Annotated in this window: 17 protein-coding genes; all 17 read left to right on the forward strand. The window is 39.1% G+C overall.

Going from position 1 to position 14,694, the window contains the following annotated elements; all coding sequences use genetic code 11:
* The first annotated feature begins 24 nt into the window (after positions 1 to 24).
* The 17 genes from ADH99_RS05825 to ADH99_RS10135 all read left to right on the forward strand — a co-directional run bounded on the left by ADH99_RS05825 (position 25) and on the right by ADH99_RS10135 (position 14,275).
* Positions 25 to 849, forward strand: coding sequence for a hypothetical protein (locus tag ADH99_RS05825; RefSeq protein WP_049555578.1), 825 nt, complete (start codon positions 25 to 27; stop codon positions 847 to 849).
* 17 nt (positions 850 to 866) lie between these two features.
* Entirely contained in the window at positions 867 to 1,067 is a 201-nt protein-coding gene (locus tag ADH99_RS05830; RefSeq protein WP_049555577.1) for a hypothetical protein, read from the forward strand.
* 51 nt (positions 1,068 to 1,118) lie between these two features.
* Positions 1,119 to 1,517 carry a hypothetical protein gene (locus tag ADH99_RS05835; protein ID WP_049555576.1) on the forward strand — a complete coding sequence of 133 codons (399 nt, stop codon included), beginning with the start codon at positions 1,119 to 1,121 and terminating at the stop codon, positions 1,515 to 1,517.
* Positions 1,517 to 1,879, forward strand: a complete 363-nt coding sequence (locus tag ADH99_RS05840; RefSeq protein ID WP_049555575.1) for a putative minor capsid protein — start codon at positions 1,517 to 1,519, stop codon at positions 1,877 to 1,879. Before ADH99_RS05835 ends, ADH99_RS05840 begins: the two co-directional genes overlap by 1 nt.
* The gene (locus ADH99_RS05845) at positions 1,869 to 2,198 is read left to right on the forward strand and encodes a minor capsid protein (RefSeq protein WP_053091362.1); all 330 of its coding nucleotides are present in this window, start codon (positions 1,869 to 1,871) and stop codon (positions 2,196 to 2,198) included. Before ADH99_RS05840 ends, ADH99_RS05845 begins: the two co-directional genes overlap by 11 nt.
* A 1-nt stretch (position 2,199) precedes the next feature.
* Positions 2,200 to 2,604 carry a hypothetical protein gene (locus tag ADH99_RS05850; protein WP_049555574.1) on the forward strand — a complete coding sequence of 135 codons (405 nt, stop codon included), beginning with the start codon at positions 2,200 to 2,202 and terminating at the stop codon, positions 2,602 to 2,604.
* Between the two features lie 3 nt (positions 2,605 to 2,607).
* Positions 2,608 to 3,066 carry a phage tail tube protein gene (locus tag ADH99_RS05855; protein ID WP_049555573.1) on the forward strand — a complete coding sequence of 153 codons (459 nt, stop codon included), beginning with the start codon at positions 2,608 to 2,610 and terminating at the stop codon, positions 3,064 to 3,066.
* A gap of 64 nt (positions 3,067 to 3,130) precedes the next feature.
* On the forward strand, positions 3,131 to 3,565 hold the full coding sequence (locus ADH99_RS05860) for a hypothetical protein (RefSeq protein ID WP_049555572.1): 435 nt from the start codon (positions 3,131 to 3,133) through the stop codon (positions 3,563 to 3,565).
* A gap of 14 nt (positions 3,566 to 3,579) precedes the next feature.
* Positions 3,580 to 4,137 (forward strand): Gp15 family bacteriophage protein, encoded by a 558-nt coding sequence (locus tag ADH99_RS05865; protein ID WP_049555571.1) that lies wholly within the window; start codon positions 3,580 to 3,582, stop codon positions 4,135 to 4,137.
* Positions 4,137 to 7,517 carry a tape measure protein gene (locus ADH99_RS05870; protein ID WP_049555570.1) on the forward strand — a complete coding sequence of 1,127 codons (3,381 nt, stop codon included), beginning with the start codon at positions 4,137 to 4,139 and terminating at the stop codon, positions 7,515 to 7,517. Before ADH99_RS05865 ends, ADH99_RS05870 begins: the two co-directional genes overlap by 1 nt.
* 3 nt (positions 7,518 to 7,520) lie before the next feature.
* Positions 7,521 to 8,261 carry a distal tail protein Dit gene (locus ADH99_RS05875; protein ID WP_049555569.1) on the forward strand — a complete coding sequence of 247 codons (741 nt, stop codon included), beginning with the start codon at positions 7,521 to 7,523 and terminating at the stop codon, positions 8,259 to 8,261.
* Positions 8,258 to 10,336, forward strand: coding sequence for a phage tail spike protein (locus ADH99_RS05880; RefSeq protein ID WP_049555568.1), 2,079 nt, complete (start codon positions 8,258 to 8,260; stop codon positions 10,334 to 10,336). The genes ADH99_RS05875 and ADH99_RS05880 overlap by 4 nt, the downstream gene beginning before the upstream one ends.
* A gap of 2 nt (positions 10,337 to 10,338) precedes the next feature.
* A complete protein-coding gene (locus ADH99_RS05885; protein WP_049555567.1) occupies positions 10,339 to 12,387 on the forward strand; it encodes a DUF859 family phage minor structural protein in 2,049 nt (682 codons plus the stop codon).
* A gap of 18 nt (positions 12,388 to 12,405) precedes the next feature.
* Positions 12,406 to 12,621: a hypothetical protein gene (locus tag ADH99_RS05890; RefSeq protein ID WP_049555566.1), complete on the forward strand. Its 216-nt coding sequence runs from the start codon at positions 12,406 to 12,408 to the stop codon at positions 12,619 to 12,621.
* Positions 12,618 to 13,043, forward strand: coding sequence for a hypothetical protein (locus tag ADH99_RS05895; protein WP_049555565.1), 426 nt, complete (start codon positions 12,618 to 12,620; stop codon positions 13,041 to 13,043). Before ADH99_RS05890 ends, ADH99_RS05895 begins: the two co-directional genes overlap by 4 nt.
* A 21-nt stretch (positions 13,044 to 13,064) precedes the next feature.
* Positions 13,065 to 13,322 carry a phage holin gene (locus ADH99_RS05900; RefSeq protein WP_049555564.1) on the forward strand — a complete coding sequence of 86 codons (258 nt, stop codon included), beginning with the start codon at positions 13,065 to 13,067 and terminating at the stop codon, positions 13,320 to 13,322.
* A gap of 74 nt (positions 13,323 to 13,396) precedes the next feature.
* On the forward strand, positions 13,397 to 14,275 hold the full coding sequence (locus ADH99_RS10135) for a CHAP domain-containing protein (RefSeq protein ID WP_053091361.1): 879 nt from the start codon (positions 13,397 to 13,399) through the stop codon (positions 14,273 to 14,275).
* Positions 14,276 to 14,694: the final 419 nt, after the last annotated feature.

The following is a 14,694-nucleotide window of genomic DNA, read 5'->3' on the forward strand; positions in this document are numbered from 1 at the left end:
ACAAAGAAAAGAGGATATATAAATATGGCAATTAATTACGCGGATAAATTCGCAACAAAAGTAGACGAGCGCTTTACCAATGAGGCGTTATCAACACCGGCGGTTAACCAAGACTACGAGTTTGTTGGTGTATCAACAGTTAAAGTATTGAGCGTTAATACAGTAGCATTAAACGACTATACAACACAAGGGACATCACGTTACGGAACGCCTGCAGACTTAGAAAATGAAGTACAAGAAATGACTGTAACGCAAGATAAGTCTTTCACTTTCGTTATTGATCGTAAGAGTATCGACGATACAGCCGGACAAATGGAAGTAGGTAAAGCCCTCGCGCGTCAAATTAGTGAACGTGTAATTCCGGAAGTAGATAAATACCGTTTTGCTAAGATTGTAGCCGGCGCGGACGCTGGTAACGTTGCTACGGAAGCTATTACAAAGAAAAACGCTTATGACTCTGTATTAGAAGGACAACTAAAATTAAACAACGCAAAAGCACCGCGTGTAGGACGTGTATTATACGTTTCAAACAATTTCTATAAAGCTATCAAACAAGACGAAAGCTTTATTAAAGCGTCTGATTTAGGGCAAAAAATGTTGCTTACTGGCCAAGTTGGTACCATTGACGGTTTAGCCGTTATTCCGGTTGCTGATTCTGAAATGCCGGAAAATGTAGAGTTCTTTATCACTCACGCAAGCAATACAACATCACCGGTTAAATTGGAAACTTATAAAGTGCATGAAGACGCACCGGGGATCAGTGGTTTCTTAGTTGAGGGACGCGTTCGTTTCGACGCTTTCGTATTGAAGAACAAGAAAAAAGGTATCTACGTACACAAAAAAGCGTAATCTAAGGAGGCTAAACAATGGAAGAAATTAAACCAATTAAATTAGTTAAAGACGGTGTAACTCATACAGTTACAGACGAAACGTTTATTAGAGCGCTAAGAAACGAGGGCTTTAAAACGGAAGAAGAATTAGCGCAAGAACAACCGCAAGAAGAAACAGCGGAAGAAACGACGGAAGAAGAAACAGAACAACCGGAAGAAGTAACGGACGTTGAATAATTTCTAAAGGGGGCGAGTAACCCCCTTTATTGATTTAAAGGAGGCGAAAGCTTGAAATATTTAACAAATAATGAAATGCAAGAGCTAGCAAACGAGTTGCCCGTTAATTTCGAGGAAGTTTCGAGATTAGTGGCGCAAGCGGAAAAGCTAGTTAACATTTATACCCGTCGTTTTTATTTTCATAATGACTTTGATACTGAAAACAAATTTATTAAAGAGTGCATAAAAGACGCTATCCGTGAGCAAGTAAGATATTTCCATAGCACGAATACAAGCACGCTCGAGGAAATCAACGACGCACCTCAAACACTAACTATAGGACGTACAACAATTAGTAACTCGTCTAAGTATAGCGGTTCGGGGAATAGCGGAAACACTCGACCAGTAGCGTGTTTAGGTTTTATGGATAATCTAAGCGCTACGGGGCGTTTATGGCGTGGTGTTGATTAATGAAAAATGTTAAACAGCTATTAAGATTAATCAAACCAACGTTAATACACACCGTCGAATACCAAGAATATACCGACCAAGATAGAAACCATACAGCAAGCTATAAAGACGCCGTAAGTATTGAACATTGTCGCGTTGATGTTCAACGTACATATACTCAAAACTCAAATACAGAAAGTGAGAGTATAAGCGCTGTTCTATTCATGTTTAACGGGCTTACTAAGCCTTTTGTACCATTAAAAGAAAAATCGAGGGTCATTCATAACGGAAAAACATACAGAATATATAAAATTGTTGATAATTACGAGCCGTTCACTAATACCCTATTTTCTTATGAGGTTGAATTAATTAATGAGGCTTGATGTAAAGGTTAATACAAGCACGCTTGACAAAAAACTATCAACGGCAAACATGAATAAAGCTAATAGAGCGCTAGCGGGACAAATGCTAATGGATATGACCCCGCATGTTCCGTTCCGGAAAGGAACGCTAAGAGGTACGGGACACGTAAGCAATGACGGTAAGTCTTTAAGTTGGAATACACCTTATGCACGCCGTCGTTTCTATGAGGAAAACGTACAATTTACCACACCGGGCACCGGGGCACGTTGGGACAATCGGGCAAAGGCTGTAAATATGGACAGTTGGTTACGAGTATTGAAGAAAGGTATCGGGGTTTAGTATGGATCTACAAGAAAGATTAGGCGACTTTATCGTAAGTTTAAACACTGGTATTCCGTTATTTAACGAATTTAACGACAAAGGTAATTCCGTTTCGATTTACACAATCGCGGGAGGCCGTACAGTCGTTGAGTACATGGACGGGGCAAAGGATAAAGAGCTTAACTATGAGTTGCAAGTCAAAGTTAATTTAAACGACAGAAACAAAGGGTTAGAAGCCCTTAATAAGATTAGTAAAGGTTTAGAGGAACTAGAAACTCTAGAGAGCGTGGACGGTTCCTTTAAATTTAAGAAAATTAAAGTAAGTAGCGACCCGTATTTAATGGACGTTACAAACGACAACAACATTTATTTTAGGTTCACGTTTATTGTGAGCGTGAATATAGCACCAAAGGAGGAAATTTAATAAATGGCAACAATGAAAAACGCGTTACGTAAGCATTACATTGCGGACTGGAAAAAAGAACATACGCAAGCACCAGATAAGACGGAGTATTTACGTGTAGCTAAAAATATTTCAAGTATTACAGACGATACAGACGAGGAAACGGACGACAAGGCCTTTTATGACGGCGACGGCACAAAGGAAAAAAAAGTAGTCGGCATTTCGGAGGCGTGGAAAGTTGAGGGGTTACGAGATTACGACGACCCTGCACAAAACCTTATCGCGTCTAAAAAACGTAAAACTGGCGACGACCGTAAAGTATGGCATAAAATCGTGGACCCAGTAGAGAAAATCGAGGTAAACGAGGTTGCGACATTATCAGACATTAAGAGCGGAGGAGGCGACGCGGGGGACGACGAGGGATTTGGTTGTACAATCACATATAACAAAATTGCTAAAGAAACACCTCACGTTAAAGGCTAACACGCATGAGGGGCTTATATAGCCCCTCTTTTTTTATAACTAAAACATGAAAGAGGGTAAATAAATGGTAGATATTCAAGTAAAACGTTCCGGTTTTGCGGTCAGTATCGGCGGACATGAATTTTGGTTCGATTTAAGAGCGGAAAAAGTGAAAGAGTACGCGGAAATCGAAGAACGAGTTAATAAACGTTTACAAGAAATTCAAAAAGAGATCATTGATAAAGCTGTATTAAACGGAACTAAAGTAAATATTGATAATATCGACGGCGCCGTTGAGTTAACAAAAGAAACTTGCAAACTAAACTATGATTTAACGTTTGGTGAGGGTACTTTTGACATTCTTTACAAAGATTTTCCGGACGTTCAAGCCTTAATCAACGCATGGATTGAAGTACAAGCGTATATCGAGGTTAAGTTAGAACAACTTAAAGAGGAAAGCGAACAAGCTAGTAAAGATAAAGTCGAAGAATACCGACAAAAGTTAGCTAACAAAGAGTAAATGAGGCGTGGCGTATGAAATTAAATGAACGCCTCATAAATGATTTTAAGTTTAAAAACAAGACATATTCAATAAACCTAGCGTTTGATCGCGTGTTAGATATGCAAGATATACACCAAGACAAAGTGTTACTAGACGACGACAAAATAGACTTGATGTTACAAGCCTTAAATATTGAATGTGAGAAAGATGTAAGAGCCGAGTTGTTAGAGTACGTGTTATACAACATTATCACGCCGGAAGACGACAGCGAGCAAGAATACGACTTGCTAGGAAATCTTATGAAGAAAGTCAAAGACGACAGCGAACGGACAATAGATTTTATTCAAGACGCTAGTTTAATATATAGCGCTTTTCGTCAAACGTACGGAATAAACCTATTTAACGAATACGGTCGCTTGCATTGGTATGAGTTCATAGCGTTGTTAGAAGGCGTGCCGGAAGACACGTTGTTATATCAAGTTCGAAATATTCGAGCGTGGAAACCGCAAAAAGGCGACAGCGCGGAATACAAAAAGAATATGAGAAAACTTAAAGAACAATACAAATTAAGAGGAAAGGGGGACGAGTAATGGCAGACGGAAAACTAGAGATAAAGGTAGTCGTTGACGGCGTGGACGTCGACAAGGTTAAAAAGAAAATCAAGGAACTAAAAGCCGAGGCAACTAAACAAGCTAAAGGCGACGGCTTAGAAGACGTTAAAAAAGGCCTAGAGGAAACCGGTAAGAAAGCCGAGAAAGCTAAGACTAAGGTAAAAGAGTTCAAGGACGAGGCCAGTAAAGAAGCTAAGACGGGTGCATTAAACGGGGTTAAAGAGGAATTAAATAACGCCGGGAAAGAGGCGGACAAGTCAAAAGCTAAAGTAAAAGGCTTTACGGACGAAGTTAAAAAACCAGTAGGCGACGGCGGTTTAGACGGTTTGCCACCTAAATTTAAAAAACCAGCGGACGAGGCCGACAAAGGGAAAGAAAAAATCAAGCAATTCTTTCTAGCGTTTGGGGCTGTACGTATCGCTGAAAAGGCTTTAAGTACGTTAACCGGCGCATTAGACGGTGCTATTAGACGTTTTGACACGTTAAATAGTTATCCTCGGGTTCTTAAATTAATGGGCTTTAACACGCAACAAGTAGCAAGAAGTACCAAGCAACTGTCCGAAGGTATCGACGGTTTACCTACCTCGCTTGATGAAGTTGTTTCGACGAGCAAACAGTTAACTACGATAACTAAAGACATTGACTATTCTACTAAGCTAACACTAGCGCTTAATAATGCTTTCTTAGCGAGTGGATCTAACGCCGAGGACGCAAGCCGTGGATTGGTTCAATATCAACAAATGCTATCAAGTGGAAAAGTCGATATGCAAAGTTGGAAGACCTTACAAGAAACAATGCCAATCGCATTAGCTAAGACCGCGGAAGCTTTCGGGTTTACTGGCGCGAGTGCTAAAGTCCAATTTTACGACGCACTACGTGAGGGTAAAATTACATTCCATGAGTTCGGTAAGAAGCTTATCGAATTAAATAAAGGTACTGGTGGTTTTGCGGAACTTGCAAAAGAAAGTACTCGAGGGCTAGGAACATCATTACATAACCTTTCTAATACTACAGTTAAAGGGTTAGGGAACATGATACAAGCCTTTGACGATTTTACAAAGAAAGTAACCGGGAAAAATATCGACCAGCATATTGACAGATTAAAACACGCTGTTAACGGTGCTTTTACTTTTATGAATGGCGCAATACGTGGCGCGTCTGTTCCAATAGCATTTATTGTACAAGGTTTTGCAAAACTATTAGAAGCGTGCCCACCTTTAAAAATAGCGCTTGACGCTATCATAACGGCTTTTGTTGCTATGTTAGGTTGGACGGCTTTACAAGCAATATTAGCGGGTATAGCGTCGGGGTTTGTTGCAATTACAACGGCTTTAGTAGCAATGAAGACGGCTGTATTAGGTTTAATGGGGCCGGTTGGTTGGGTAGCGGTAGCTGTTACAGCTTTAGGTACCGCCTTTTTTGGTTTAACTGAATATCTTAAAACGGACGAATTGAAAAAGGCCGAGGCGGATATTAAGAACTTAAAAACAGCTACGGACGAGTTAACTAAGAGCGTATCAGATAACAACGACCAGCATAGGAGCAATTTAAAAGATATTAAAGAGTCCGGAAAAGCGAGCCAAGATTTATTAAACGAAATTATGGGCTTAACAAGTGCTGAAAAGCTTTCGGGCGCACAAAAAATCTTACTAAGAACAAAAATCGAAAAATTAAACCAAAGTATAGACGGGTTAAACCTAAAATACGATAAAAACACCGGTAGATTGTCTATGAATAGGCAACAAATAGAGGCTCGTATTAAAGCCGGAGAGGGTAATAATAAATTAGTTGCTATTGAAAACGAGTTAACAAGTGCTTATAAAGATCAAACAAGAGTTATCGAACAAATGAAAGCCGTCGAAGCTGAAAAACAGAAAATAATGGAAGCGTCCGGCATAACGGATTGGGAGAAAAAACAAAAAGTTAAACAGCTAGATGAACAGTATAAGCAATTACAAGCTACTCATAAAGAAACTGAAACTACTATTAATAGCCTATCACTAGCGCAAAAAGAAGCTGCGGTTCAAGTCGCAAGTGCTGTAGAGGAAGGGGCTAATCGTCAAGTAGTTACTTACGAAAGCTTAAACGCCAACCAACAAAAAGTAATAGACGAAATGAGGAAGAAGTACGACGAGTTACAAGCGAGTGCTACGAACGCGTTTGAAAGAATTAAGCAAGATACTGTACTAGCAACTAGCGAAATGACGGCTAATATCCAAGCAAACACGGAAACGGTTAAACAGTTCGGTCAAAATATTGAACAATTAATGCAACGAGGCGTAAACGAGGGCTTTATTGACATTTTAAGACAAGCGGGGCCAAAGTCAGCGGAACAAGTACAATCCTTAGTTAATTCTAGTGATACAGAATTACAAGCTTTAAGTAAAGCGTTTGAGGAAGGCGGTTTAGAAGCTGTAGAAGCATTAAGACGTTCATACAATATCCCTACGGACGAATTTACCGAGCCTTTACGCAATTTAGTAATGGGAAGTAAAGGGACGTTAACGGACGCTATCGCTGGCGCTGGTTTTGACGAAATAGGAAAGAACGTTACCGACGACATTAAACGAGGTGTAGAAGAAAACGCAACGGCACCAGTAGAAGCAATTAAAGAAGTAGGTACTCAAATTTCCGACGGTTTCGGTAATACCATGGGAATACAATCGCCGTCTACTGTAATGGCGGAAAAAGGCAAATACGTCGTCGAGGGTATCGTGCAAGGTATCGAACAATCAAAAAGTAGCGTCGATACTATTATGCAAGCCGTGGGCGACATCATTACGAAGAAAATGGACAACATTATAAATGACGTTAGAAGCAAAGCGAATGAGCTACCTCGAGCGTTTGACGCTGTACGCGGTTCAATGGTTTCTAGTGGTGAATACGCTATGAGCGGGCTAGCTGTAGGGCTTTCAAACGGGGCCGGACAAGCTTATTCAATGGCGGAAACAATAGCTAGTAACATTCGTTCTAAAATTAAAAACGCATTAGACATTCATTCGCCGTCCCGAGTAATGAGAGACGACGTGGGGCGTTGGATCCCGGCAGGGATTGCCGTCGGTATGGAACGTAACGCGGGAGTAGTAGACAACCCGTTACGACGTATTAAGGAACGTATCGCGGGTTATGATTTTAGCGCGGACAATCTATTAAGAGGCGGTAAACGTGCCCTAGATTATGGATTAAACGCATTTTCAAGTAATAACATTTTTGCCCTTGAAATGGCACACGGCGGGTTTACAGTTGAGGTTCCCGTTAATATTACAGATCGAGAGGTTGCTCGATTGATAGCACCTATTGTTCGAAATGAAAATAAACGAGTAGAAAGATTAGAAAAGTATAAAAGGGGTGAACGTTAATTAATGTTTAGTATAAAAATTGATGATGTGGAAATTGGAAATTTCCTTAAAATTACGAACGTTGACCGCGGAGGGTTAGCACCGGTAGAAAATACTGTTAGAACTTACGGGAGAGTTAGCGGTTCACGTCTTTTAGGAAAAAAGTACAATCAACGACCTATTACGATTGAGTATAGTATTTATGAAGAAGTGGACGAAAAATGGGAATTAATCAAGAAGATTTTAACTAAAAATGATGTGTTTAAAATTGTTTTTGGTGATTATCCCGACCGGTATTTTTTAGCAACTACCGAGGGAGAAACAACTTTCGAAAAGCATACCGGAAAATACGCAAGCGGGGTTATTAGTCTAGTTGCACATTATCCTTTTGCTTTAAGCATAGAACAAAAAGAAGCAACAAGAGAGGCAAATAAGTTAATTTTCAAGAACGACGGGACGGCGGAAGCTTTCCCGTTGTTTAAATTTACAGCGGAACGTGCATATAAAATGATTGGTTTTAGACACGCTAACGGCGAAATAGCGCAATTCGGTTATGAGAATAACGAAAGACCGGTAATGCTGACCGGTCAAACGTTCATATTCGATACTAAAACAAAAAGGGCTTATGTAGACGGAAAAATTATTTATATCAACGAGGGCCGTGGTTTTAGTGTACGTCCCGGTGAAACGGTTGAAATAGGGCTTATTTTACCGGACGCGGTTAATCAAGTTGTCCATGGATATATGAGGAGTGAGTATTTATGATTACATTCTATAGTAGAAAATATGAAGTACTCGCGCAAGCTAGTTTCGACGGAAACGAGGGCTTAATTGCTTATGATGATGAATTTCATGATGATCTTAAAACCGGGATAGCTACTTATACGTTCTCTATCGATAAAACAGACGACACAATAGCAAATATAGAACTCGGTTGCTATATTCGCGTTCTTACTTTTGACGGTCGTAAATTGTGGTTTGAAGTCTTAGACATGGAAGAAACCAACGAACGAATAGATTTTACAGCCGTCGACGCCGGCCTTGACTTAATCGGTGAGAGCGTATGGCCGTATGAAGCCGACCAAGGATATTTAATTACACACTATTTAAAAATGTTCCTATTGGATAGTGGTTGGACTATAGGCACCTTTTCAATGAAGACGTTAAGAAGTTTAAAGTTGAAGTTTGAGGGGTTCGAGTCCGCTAGCAAACGAATTAGACAAGTTGCTAAACATTTCGGAATGGAACTTGAATACGAAATAGAAGAAAAAGACGGTAAACCGTTTAGAAAGATTATAAACCTTAAAGAACGTATCGGGAGAGATAAGGACGTAAGGTTAGAATACGGTCGAGAGGTTTCAAACATTAAACGACGTTCAAGTATTCAAAACTTAGCTACAGCCTTGCGCGGACACGGCGCGGACGGTATCACGTTACAAGGATATTCATATAGTGACGGTCGCTATTGGGTCGGCGGGGATACTATCCACGATTTAAAAGAGGGCGCTCGGTGGTCGCGACATGCTGACGTTGCAAAGGACGGCGGGTATATTGTGGACACCTACGAGAGCGAGGCCAAGACGCAAGAAACGCTATTCCAAGAAACGTTAGCGCAATTAAAGAAAAGAGCATATCCCGAGATAGAGTATGAAGTAGAATTTAACGAATTGCCGGAAGAAGTAGAAAAGGGCGACACGGTAGTAATTGTAGATTATACATTTAAACCCGCTTTAATTATTCGTGGACGTGTAGAAGAAATTAAAGGATCATTATCGAAACAATTTTACGGTGACGGAAGCGTTGTTATTTCTAATATTGAACGAAAACAACCTAATGTAGATGAGAGAATTAAAGTATTAGAAAATCTTTTAAATAAGAAATCGTTTGATTTTTCAACTGTTCCGGCTGTAGCGCATATCCTTTCTGAAAAAGGAACGGTGTTTAGTAGTGAAGCTAATACTACATTAGTTGCTAAAGTAACTCGTTTTGATATTGATGTTACAGAACAATATACATTTAAATGGAAACGAAAAAGCGCAAAAACACCTAACAATGATGACGAATGGAACGCTAGAAATCTAACAACTCAAAGAATTGACTTGAATAAAGAAGATATTAATACACAAGCGGAGTTTATATGTGAATTTTCAAAAAACGGCGCTGTAGAGCTTGTACAAAGTATCGTACTTAAAGACTTGACGTTAGGAAGATATAGAGGCGCAATACCGCCGGAAAATCCACAATCGGGCGACTTTTGGACTGACACCTCAAAAGCTAAAGAAGTATTAAAAGTCTATGTAAACGGGCAATGGATAAACGCAATATCGGACAATACGCAAGATATAGAGAAAATAAAACAAGAATGGGAAATAAATAATAGAGAATACGCGGACAAACTGACAAACATTATTAAAGAACTAGAAACGGTAAAAGAGAGTGAAAAGTATACACGCGACCTTACCGGACGTTTCGGAGATTTAGAAAAAGCGTATCAAAAAATACTAGACAACGAGAAAAAAATTGATGGTTTAGGTGAAAGGTATAAAGCGTTTGAACTAACTCTCGAGCAATCGAGCGCTATTATACGAACGTTTAACGGTTATTTCGACATTTCAGACGACGGGGTTATTATTGGAAAAAACAACTCAAATATGAAAATGGTTTTACGAAATGATCGCTTAGAATTTTTAGACGGCGGAAAATTGACGGCTTACATGACGGGACAAAAAATGTTTATTGTTTCCGGTGCTTTCTGGCAAAGCGTTAATATCGGTAATCATGTTTTCGAGAAATTCGGAGACGAATTTACAATAGTGTCATTCGCGGGAGGTATCAGTTAATAATGAGAATTTCTAAAAAATTATACAACGGGTACGTCCAACTTGTATTAGAAGTAAACGAGGTATCTATTGATAAAATAAACAATAAAAGTACGGTCGAGTGGGAGTTATGGTTAGAACGTGTAACCACCTATGTATACAACCTAGACGGAACAAGTGTTGCGAGCGTTAAATTTGACGACGAGGTTATTTTAAATAAAAACGTACTCTATGATCTTAGGAATGTTTCTACAGTTACGTTCGGAAAAGGTCAAAAAGAGATAGCGCATGACGAGGACGGTCGTAAAGCTTTCACTGTACAAGCGCGGATAACAGACGTCGGAGGTTTAGCGGACATTGATTGGTTTAGCGGGACTGTATCGTTAACAGACATTGAGCGCGAAAGTCAAATTAAAAAAGTAGTTGCTACCGAGTTAGGCCAACCCGTTGAAATTCAAATAGATAGAAAAATACCAGATTTTCGACATCAAGCATGGTATCGTATCAACGGTTCAAGCTGGTTCGATTTAGGCGACAAAATAGCGTACGCAAAAATGTTTGTACCAACAATAGACTTAGCAACGTACATTCCAAACAGCGACACGGGTGTAATTGATATATGTGTACGAACATATAATAAAGACGTGCAAATTGGTAATGATGTATATAGTTTAGGAAATAAGATTAAAGTTCCGGAAAATATAGTTCCAACGTTTGAACGTATCGAAATTGAGGATATGAACAAAAATGTAAGTAAAATTTTACCGGAATTAAATTTTTTAACTAACAACTCGAAAATTAGCGCAACTATCGTAAACGCGTCCGGGTTATATGGCGCAACCATAACTAAACATACGGTTAGGTTTAATAGTTCTGTTTCGCATTGGAAACAAGGGATATTCAACTATTTAATACCAGGAAACCATGAAATTATAGCGGAAGTTACAGATAGTAGAGGACGTACATTTAGACGATCTCAACAAGTAACTATACATGATTATTCAAGCCCTAGAATTAATGTGTTTCTACCTTTAAGGGCCGGAAATCGTACAAATAAGAACGTAAGGGCACAAACAAGCGTAAATACTCATAACGTCCGGATAAACGGACGAGAATTAAATGAGTATACGTTAAAAGTTGAGTATTCGTTAATTGACTCTAGCCGTACAAATAAGCAATGGACTATAGCTTTTAGGGAGAGTTCTACTCAAACAAATTACGTTAAAACAATCGATCTAGGAAACTTATACGAACTTGCGAATGCTTACGATTTTAGGTTAACTGTTACGGATAAATTCGGTAGTAGTGTACGTTCCGAGTGGGGAATTGGAACGGCTAAAACTTTAGCCGTGTTCTCGAAAAACGGTTTCTCTTTAGGGGAGATACCGGAAGACGCGGACAAAGACTTATTTAATTGCGCAATGCCGGCTAAGTTCAAAAATTCAGTTAACTTTACAAACGACGTTGTATACAAGGGGCGCGAGTTACAATTACACCAACTTACTAATAAAGACGGAAGCCCGTTAACGTTGCCGAGCGTCGATTTAAACAAAGTAGTTAGAACGGGCGTTTATTCGTTGATTTACGGGACGATTTTAAACAGTCCTAAAGGGATAACATCAACCGGAATAGTCGAAGTTAACACGGTAACGGATGGGTCAGACAAACTAACAACTCAAACGCTACACTCGAACGGAAAAATGTACTATAGGGAATTAGTAGTAAATACATGGACAGAATGGACGGCGCTATACGGGAACGCCTTAAAATGGAAAAAGCCTACTCTTTCAAACAAGTGGGAACACCATTCGGGATACGGCGACGTGTTCTTTGCGAGAGATGACAATACTGTATATTTAAGGGGTAACGCATGGAACGGTGCTGAAACATACGATACCATCATGTTTACATTGCCCGCTGATTGCGCACCTACAGCTAATATCTTTGTTCGCGGTTTGAACAACAATTATAAAGACGCTGTAATGTTAATTGATACTAGAGGCAATGTGAAAGTACGTTCCGCATGTACAAAAGAATGGGTAAACTTTGACAATATCTCGTTTAAAATTTAAGAAAGAGAGGGCTACAAAATGGAATTAGAGCAAGCAAAGCAAAAAAAGCAACAACTCGAGGAAGAATTAGCTAAAAAAATCGAGGACTTAAACGCCTTAAAAAAAGAGAGAGGTTCATTAGAAGCGGACTTAAACGTAAAAAAAGAAAATATTTCAACCGCCGAGCAAGTTATTTTCGACCGACGCGAGGACTTACGAAAGTTAGAAATTGCTATCGAGGTTATGGAGCGTTGAGCCCTATTATCTCGGACGCCGTGGTAATTGCTTTTTTAGGCGGTATTGTAAGCATTATTACGGCACAAATTACAGCACAATCAAAAAGAAACGCGGAAATTATCGCTAACAAAATATCAGACTTAAACAAGGATATTACAGAATTTAAAAAAGACGTTTCCGCGGATATTTCAGAATTAAAAAAAGACGTATCGGACGTTAAGGAAATCGGCGGTAAGAATAGGGACGGTATCAGACAGACTCAACGATACCGTCTTTACAAAGAAATGACGCGAGATATTAAGGCGGAACAAACGACTTTAAGCCGTTCAAATGAAATTAGTAAACTGTATCATAGTTACGAGGTTCTAGGCGGAAATGGCGAAATTCACGACTTATACGAAATTTATAAAAAACTACCGGTAAGACCGGAAAACAACTAAAAGAAAGAGGTAAAAATTATTATGATTAATTGGAAAGTACGAGTATTAAATAAAACATTTTGGTTAACGCTAGTACCAGCTTTAGCGCTTTTATTACAAACGTTTCTAGCTGTATTCGGGGTTAAATTAGAACTAGGCGAAACAATCGACAAATTATTAGTATTCATTAATGCGCTCTTTGCTGTATTGATGATTGTCGGAATTGTTAATGATCCAACAACTAGCGGAATTAGCGACAGCACTCGCGCTATGACATACGAACAACCTAACAACCAATAGAACGAAAAAAATTAAACAACAAAGGAAACTCTTTAATTAGGGTTTCCTTTTTTATTTATAAAGGAGGATATTTAATGGTTACAGCAAGAGAAGTTGTAGACTTTTTTAAATTTCATGCAAACAACGGTACGGGCGTTGATAACGACGGAATGTATGGTACGCAATGCGCCGACGTTCCGGCTTATATTTCATACCATTATTTCGGTAAGCAATTATGGGGCAATGCTATTAATTTATTAGATAGTGCAAAGGCGCAAGGTTTAGAGGTTATCTACGAGGGCGCCGGGGTTATTGCTAAGGCTGGCGACGTGTTCGTTATGAGCGTTCCGGGTTCACCATACGGACATACTGGCCTAGTAATTGAAGATAGCGACGGAATTACATTGAAAACAATCGAGCAAAACGTTGACGGGAATTGGAACTATCTCGAGGTAGGCGGGCCTGCTCGCTATATGACACGTTCATACGCTGGTATGGTTGGTTATATTCGTTTCCCTTATGGAACGGAAACACCGGCCGTTAAAGACGGTTGGTTACAAGATAGTACGGGTTGGTATTATCGTAACGCTGACGGTAGCTATCCTATGAATACGTGGAAAAAAATAAACGGTAGCTATTTCCGCTTTAATAAAGAGGGGTATATCTTAGAAAATCAATGGTATCAAGACGAGGAAGGTTTTTGGTATTGGTTGAAAGACGGCGGGTACATGGCCTTAGGTTGGAATAAGATTAATAATAAATGGTATTTCTTTAACGAAAAAGGAGAAATGAAAACCGGTTGGATCCATTATTACGGTAAATACTACTATTGTACTGAAAATAACGGCGACATGGTTTCTAAAGAGGTTCGCAACGTTAACGGCGAATGGTACTATTTTAATGAAAACGGCGAAATGCTAGAGCGTTCGGCTGTATATGTGGACGAAAACGGTGCTATGCACTTTGAAAAATAATTCTTTAACCTACCTTTCGGGGTAGGTTTATTTTTATATAAAAAACAACGTTCCGTAACTGTTCCGTGAAACGTACAAACGACGGAAAACACGGACAGTTAGAAACGCTGTTTATAAAGTGAAATACAAACATAGGAAGACGGGCGAAAATATAAAAAACGCCCTCCTGAAACGCTAAATTGAAAGAGCATTATCAAATTTAATTTGATAATGCTCTTTTTTGTTTTTAAATTAGTGAAATGAAGGTAAAAAAAGGTTAGATTGTGAATAATTAAGGTTATATTGTGAAATATTTCATTCTGTTTCAAAATTTTAGTACAGCAGATATAACTGTTATAACACATCTTTCACAACTTACATTGCCTTAAAATAGCGATTATAACAATACTTAACAAAATCTTTGTATTTTTTTACACTTA

It is taken from the genome of Granulicatella sp. 572.rep1_STHE, from assembly GCF_001073445.1.
Lineage (GTDB): Bacteria > Bacillota > Bacilli > Lactobacillales > Aerococcaceae > Granulicatella > Granulicatella adiacens.

Bases quoted from the DNA above. Each gene is read 5' to 3' on its own strand.
- ADH99_RS05850 (WP_049555574.1), top strand. From the start codon at position 2,200: ATGGATCTACAAGAAAGATTAGGCGACTTTATCGTAAGTTTAAACACT.
- ADH99_RS05855 (WP_049555573.1), top strand. From the start codon at position 2,608: ATGGCAACAATGAAAAACGCGTTACGTAAGCATTACATTGCGGACTGG.
- ADH99_RS05885 (WP_049555567.1), top strand. From the start codon at position 10,339: ATGAGAATTTCTAAAAAATTATACAACGGGTACGTCCAACTTGTATTA.
- ADH99_RS05890 (WP_049555566.1), top strand. From the start codon at position 12,406: ATGGAATTAGAGCAAGCAAAGCAAAAAAAGCAACAACTCGAGGAAGAA.
- ADH99_RS10135 (WP_053091361.1), top strand. From the start codon at position 13,397: ATGGTTACAGCAAGAGAAGTTGTAGACTTTTTTAAATTTCATGCAAAC.
- ADH99_RS05870 (WP_049555570.1), top strand. From the start codon at position 4,137: ATGGCAGACGGAAAACTAGAGATAAAGGTAGTCGTTGACGGCGTGGAC.
- ADH99_RS05840 (WP_049555575.1), top strand. From the start codon at position 1,517: ATGAAAAATGTTAAACAGCTATTAAGATTAATCAAACCAACGTTAATA.
- ADH99_RS05845 (WP_053091362.1), top strand. From the start codon at position 1,869: ATGAGGCTTGATGTAAAGGTTAATACAAGCACGCTTGACAAAAAACTA.
- ADH99_RS05865 (WP_049555571.1), top strand. From the start codon at position 3,580: ATGAAATTAAATGAACGCCTCATAAATGATTTTAAGTTTAAAAACAAG.
- ADH99_RS05875 (WP_049555569.1), top strand. From the start codon at position 7,521: ATGTTTAGTATAAAAATTGATGATGTGGAAATTGGAAATTTCCTTAAA.
- ADH99_RS05900 (WP_049555564.1), top strand. From the start codon at position 13,065: ATGATTAATTGGAAAGTACGAGTATTAAATAAAACATTTTGGTTAACG.
- ADH99_RS05880 (WP_049555568.1), top strand. From the start codon at position 8,258: ATGATTACATTCTATAGTAGAAAATATGAAGTACTCGCGCAAGCTAGT.
- ADH99_RS05825 (WP_049555578.1), top strand. From the start codon at position 25: ATGGCAATTAATTACGCGGATAAATTCGCAACAAAAGTAGACGAGCGC.
- ADH99_RS05860 (WP_049555572.1), top strand. From the start codon at position 3,131: ATGGTAGATATTCAAGTAAAACGTTCCGGTTTTGCGGTCAGTATCGGC.
- ADH99_RS05830 (WP_049555577.1), top strand. From the start codon at position 867: ATGGAAGAAATTAAACCAATTAAATTAGTTAAAGACGGTGTAACTCAT.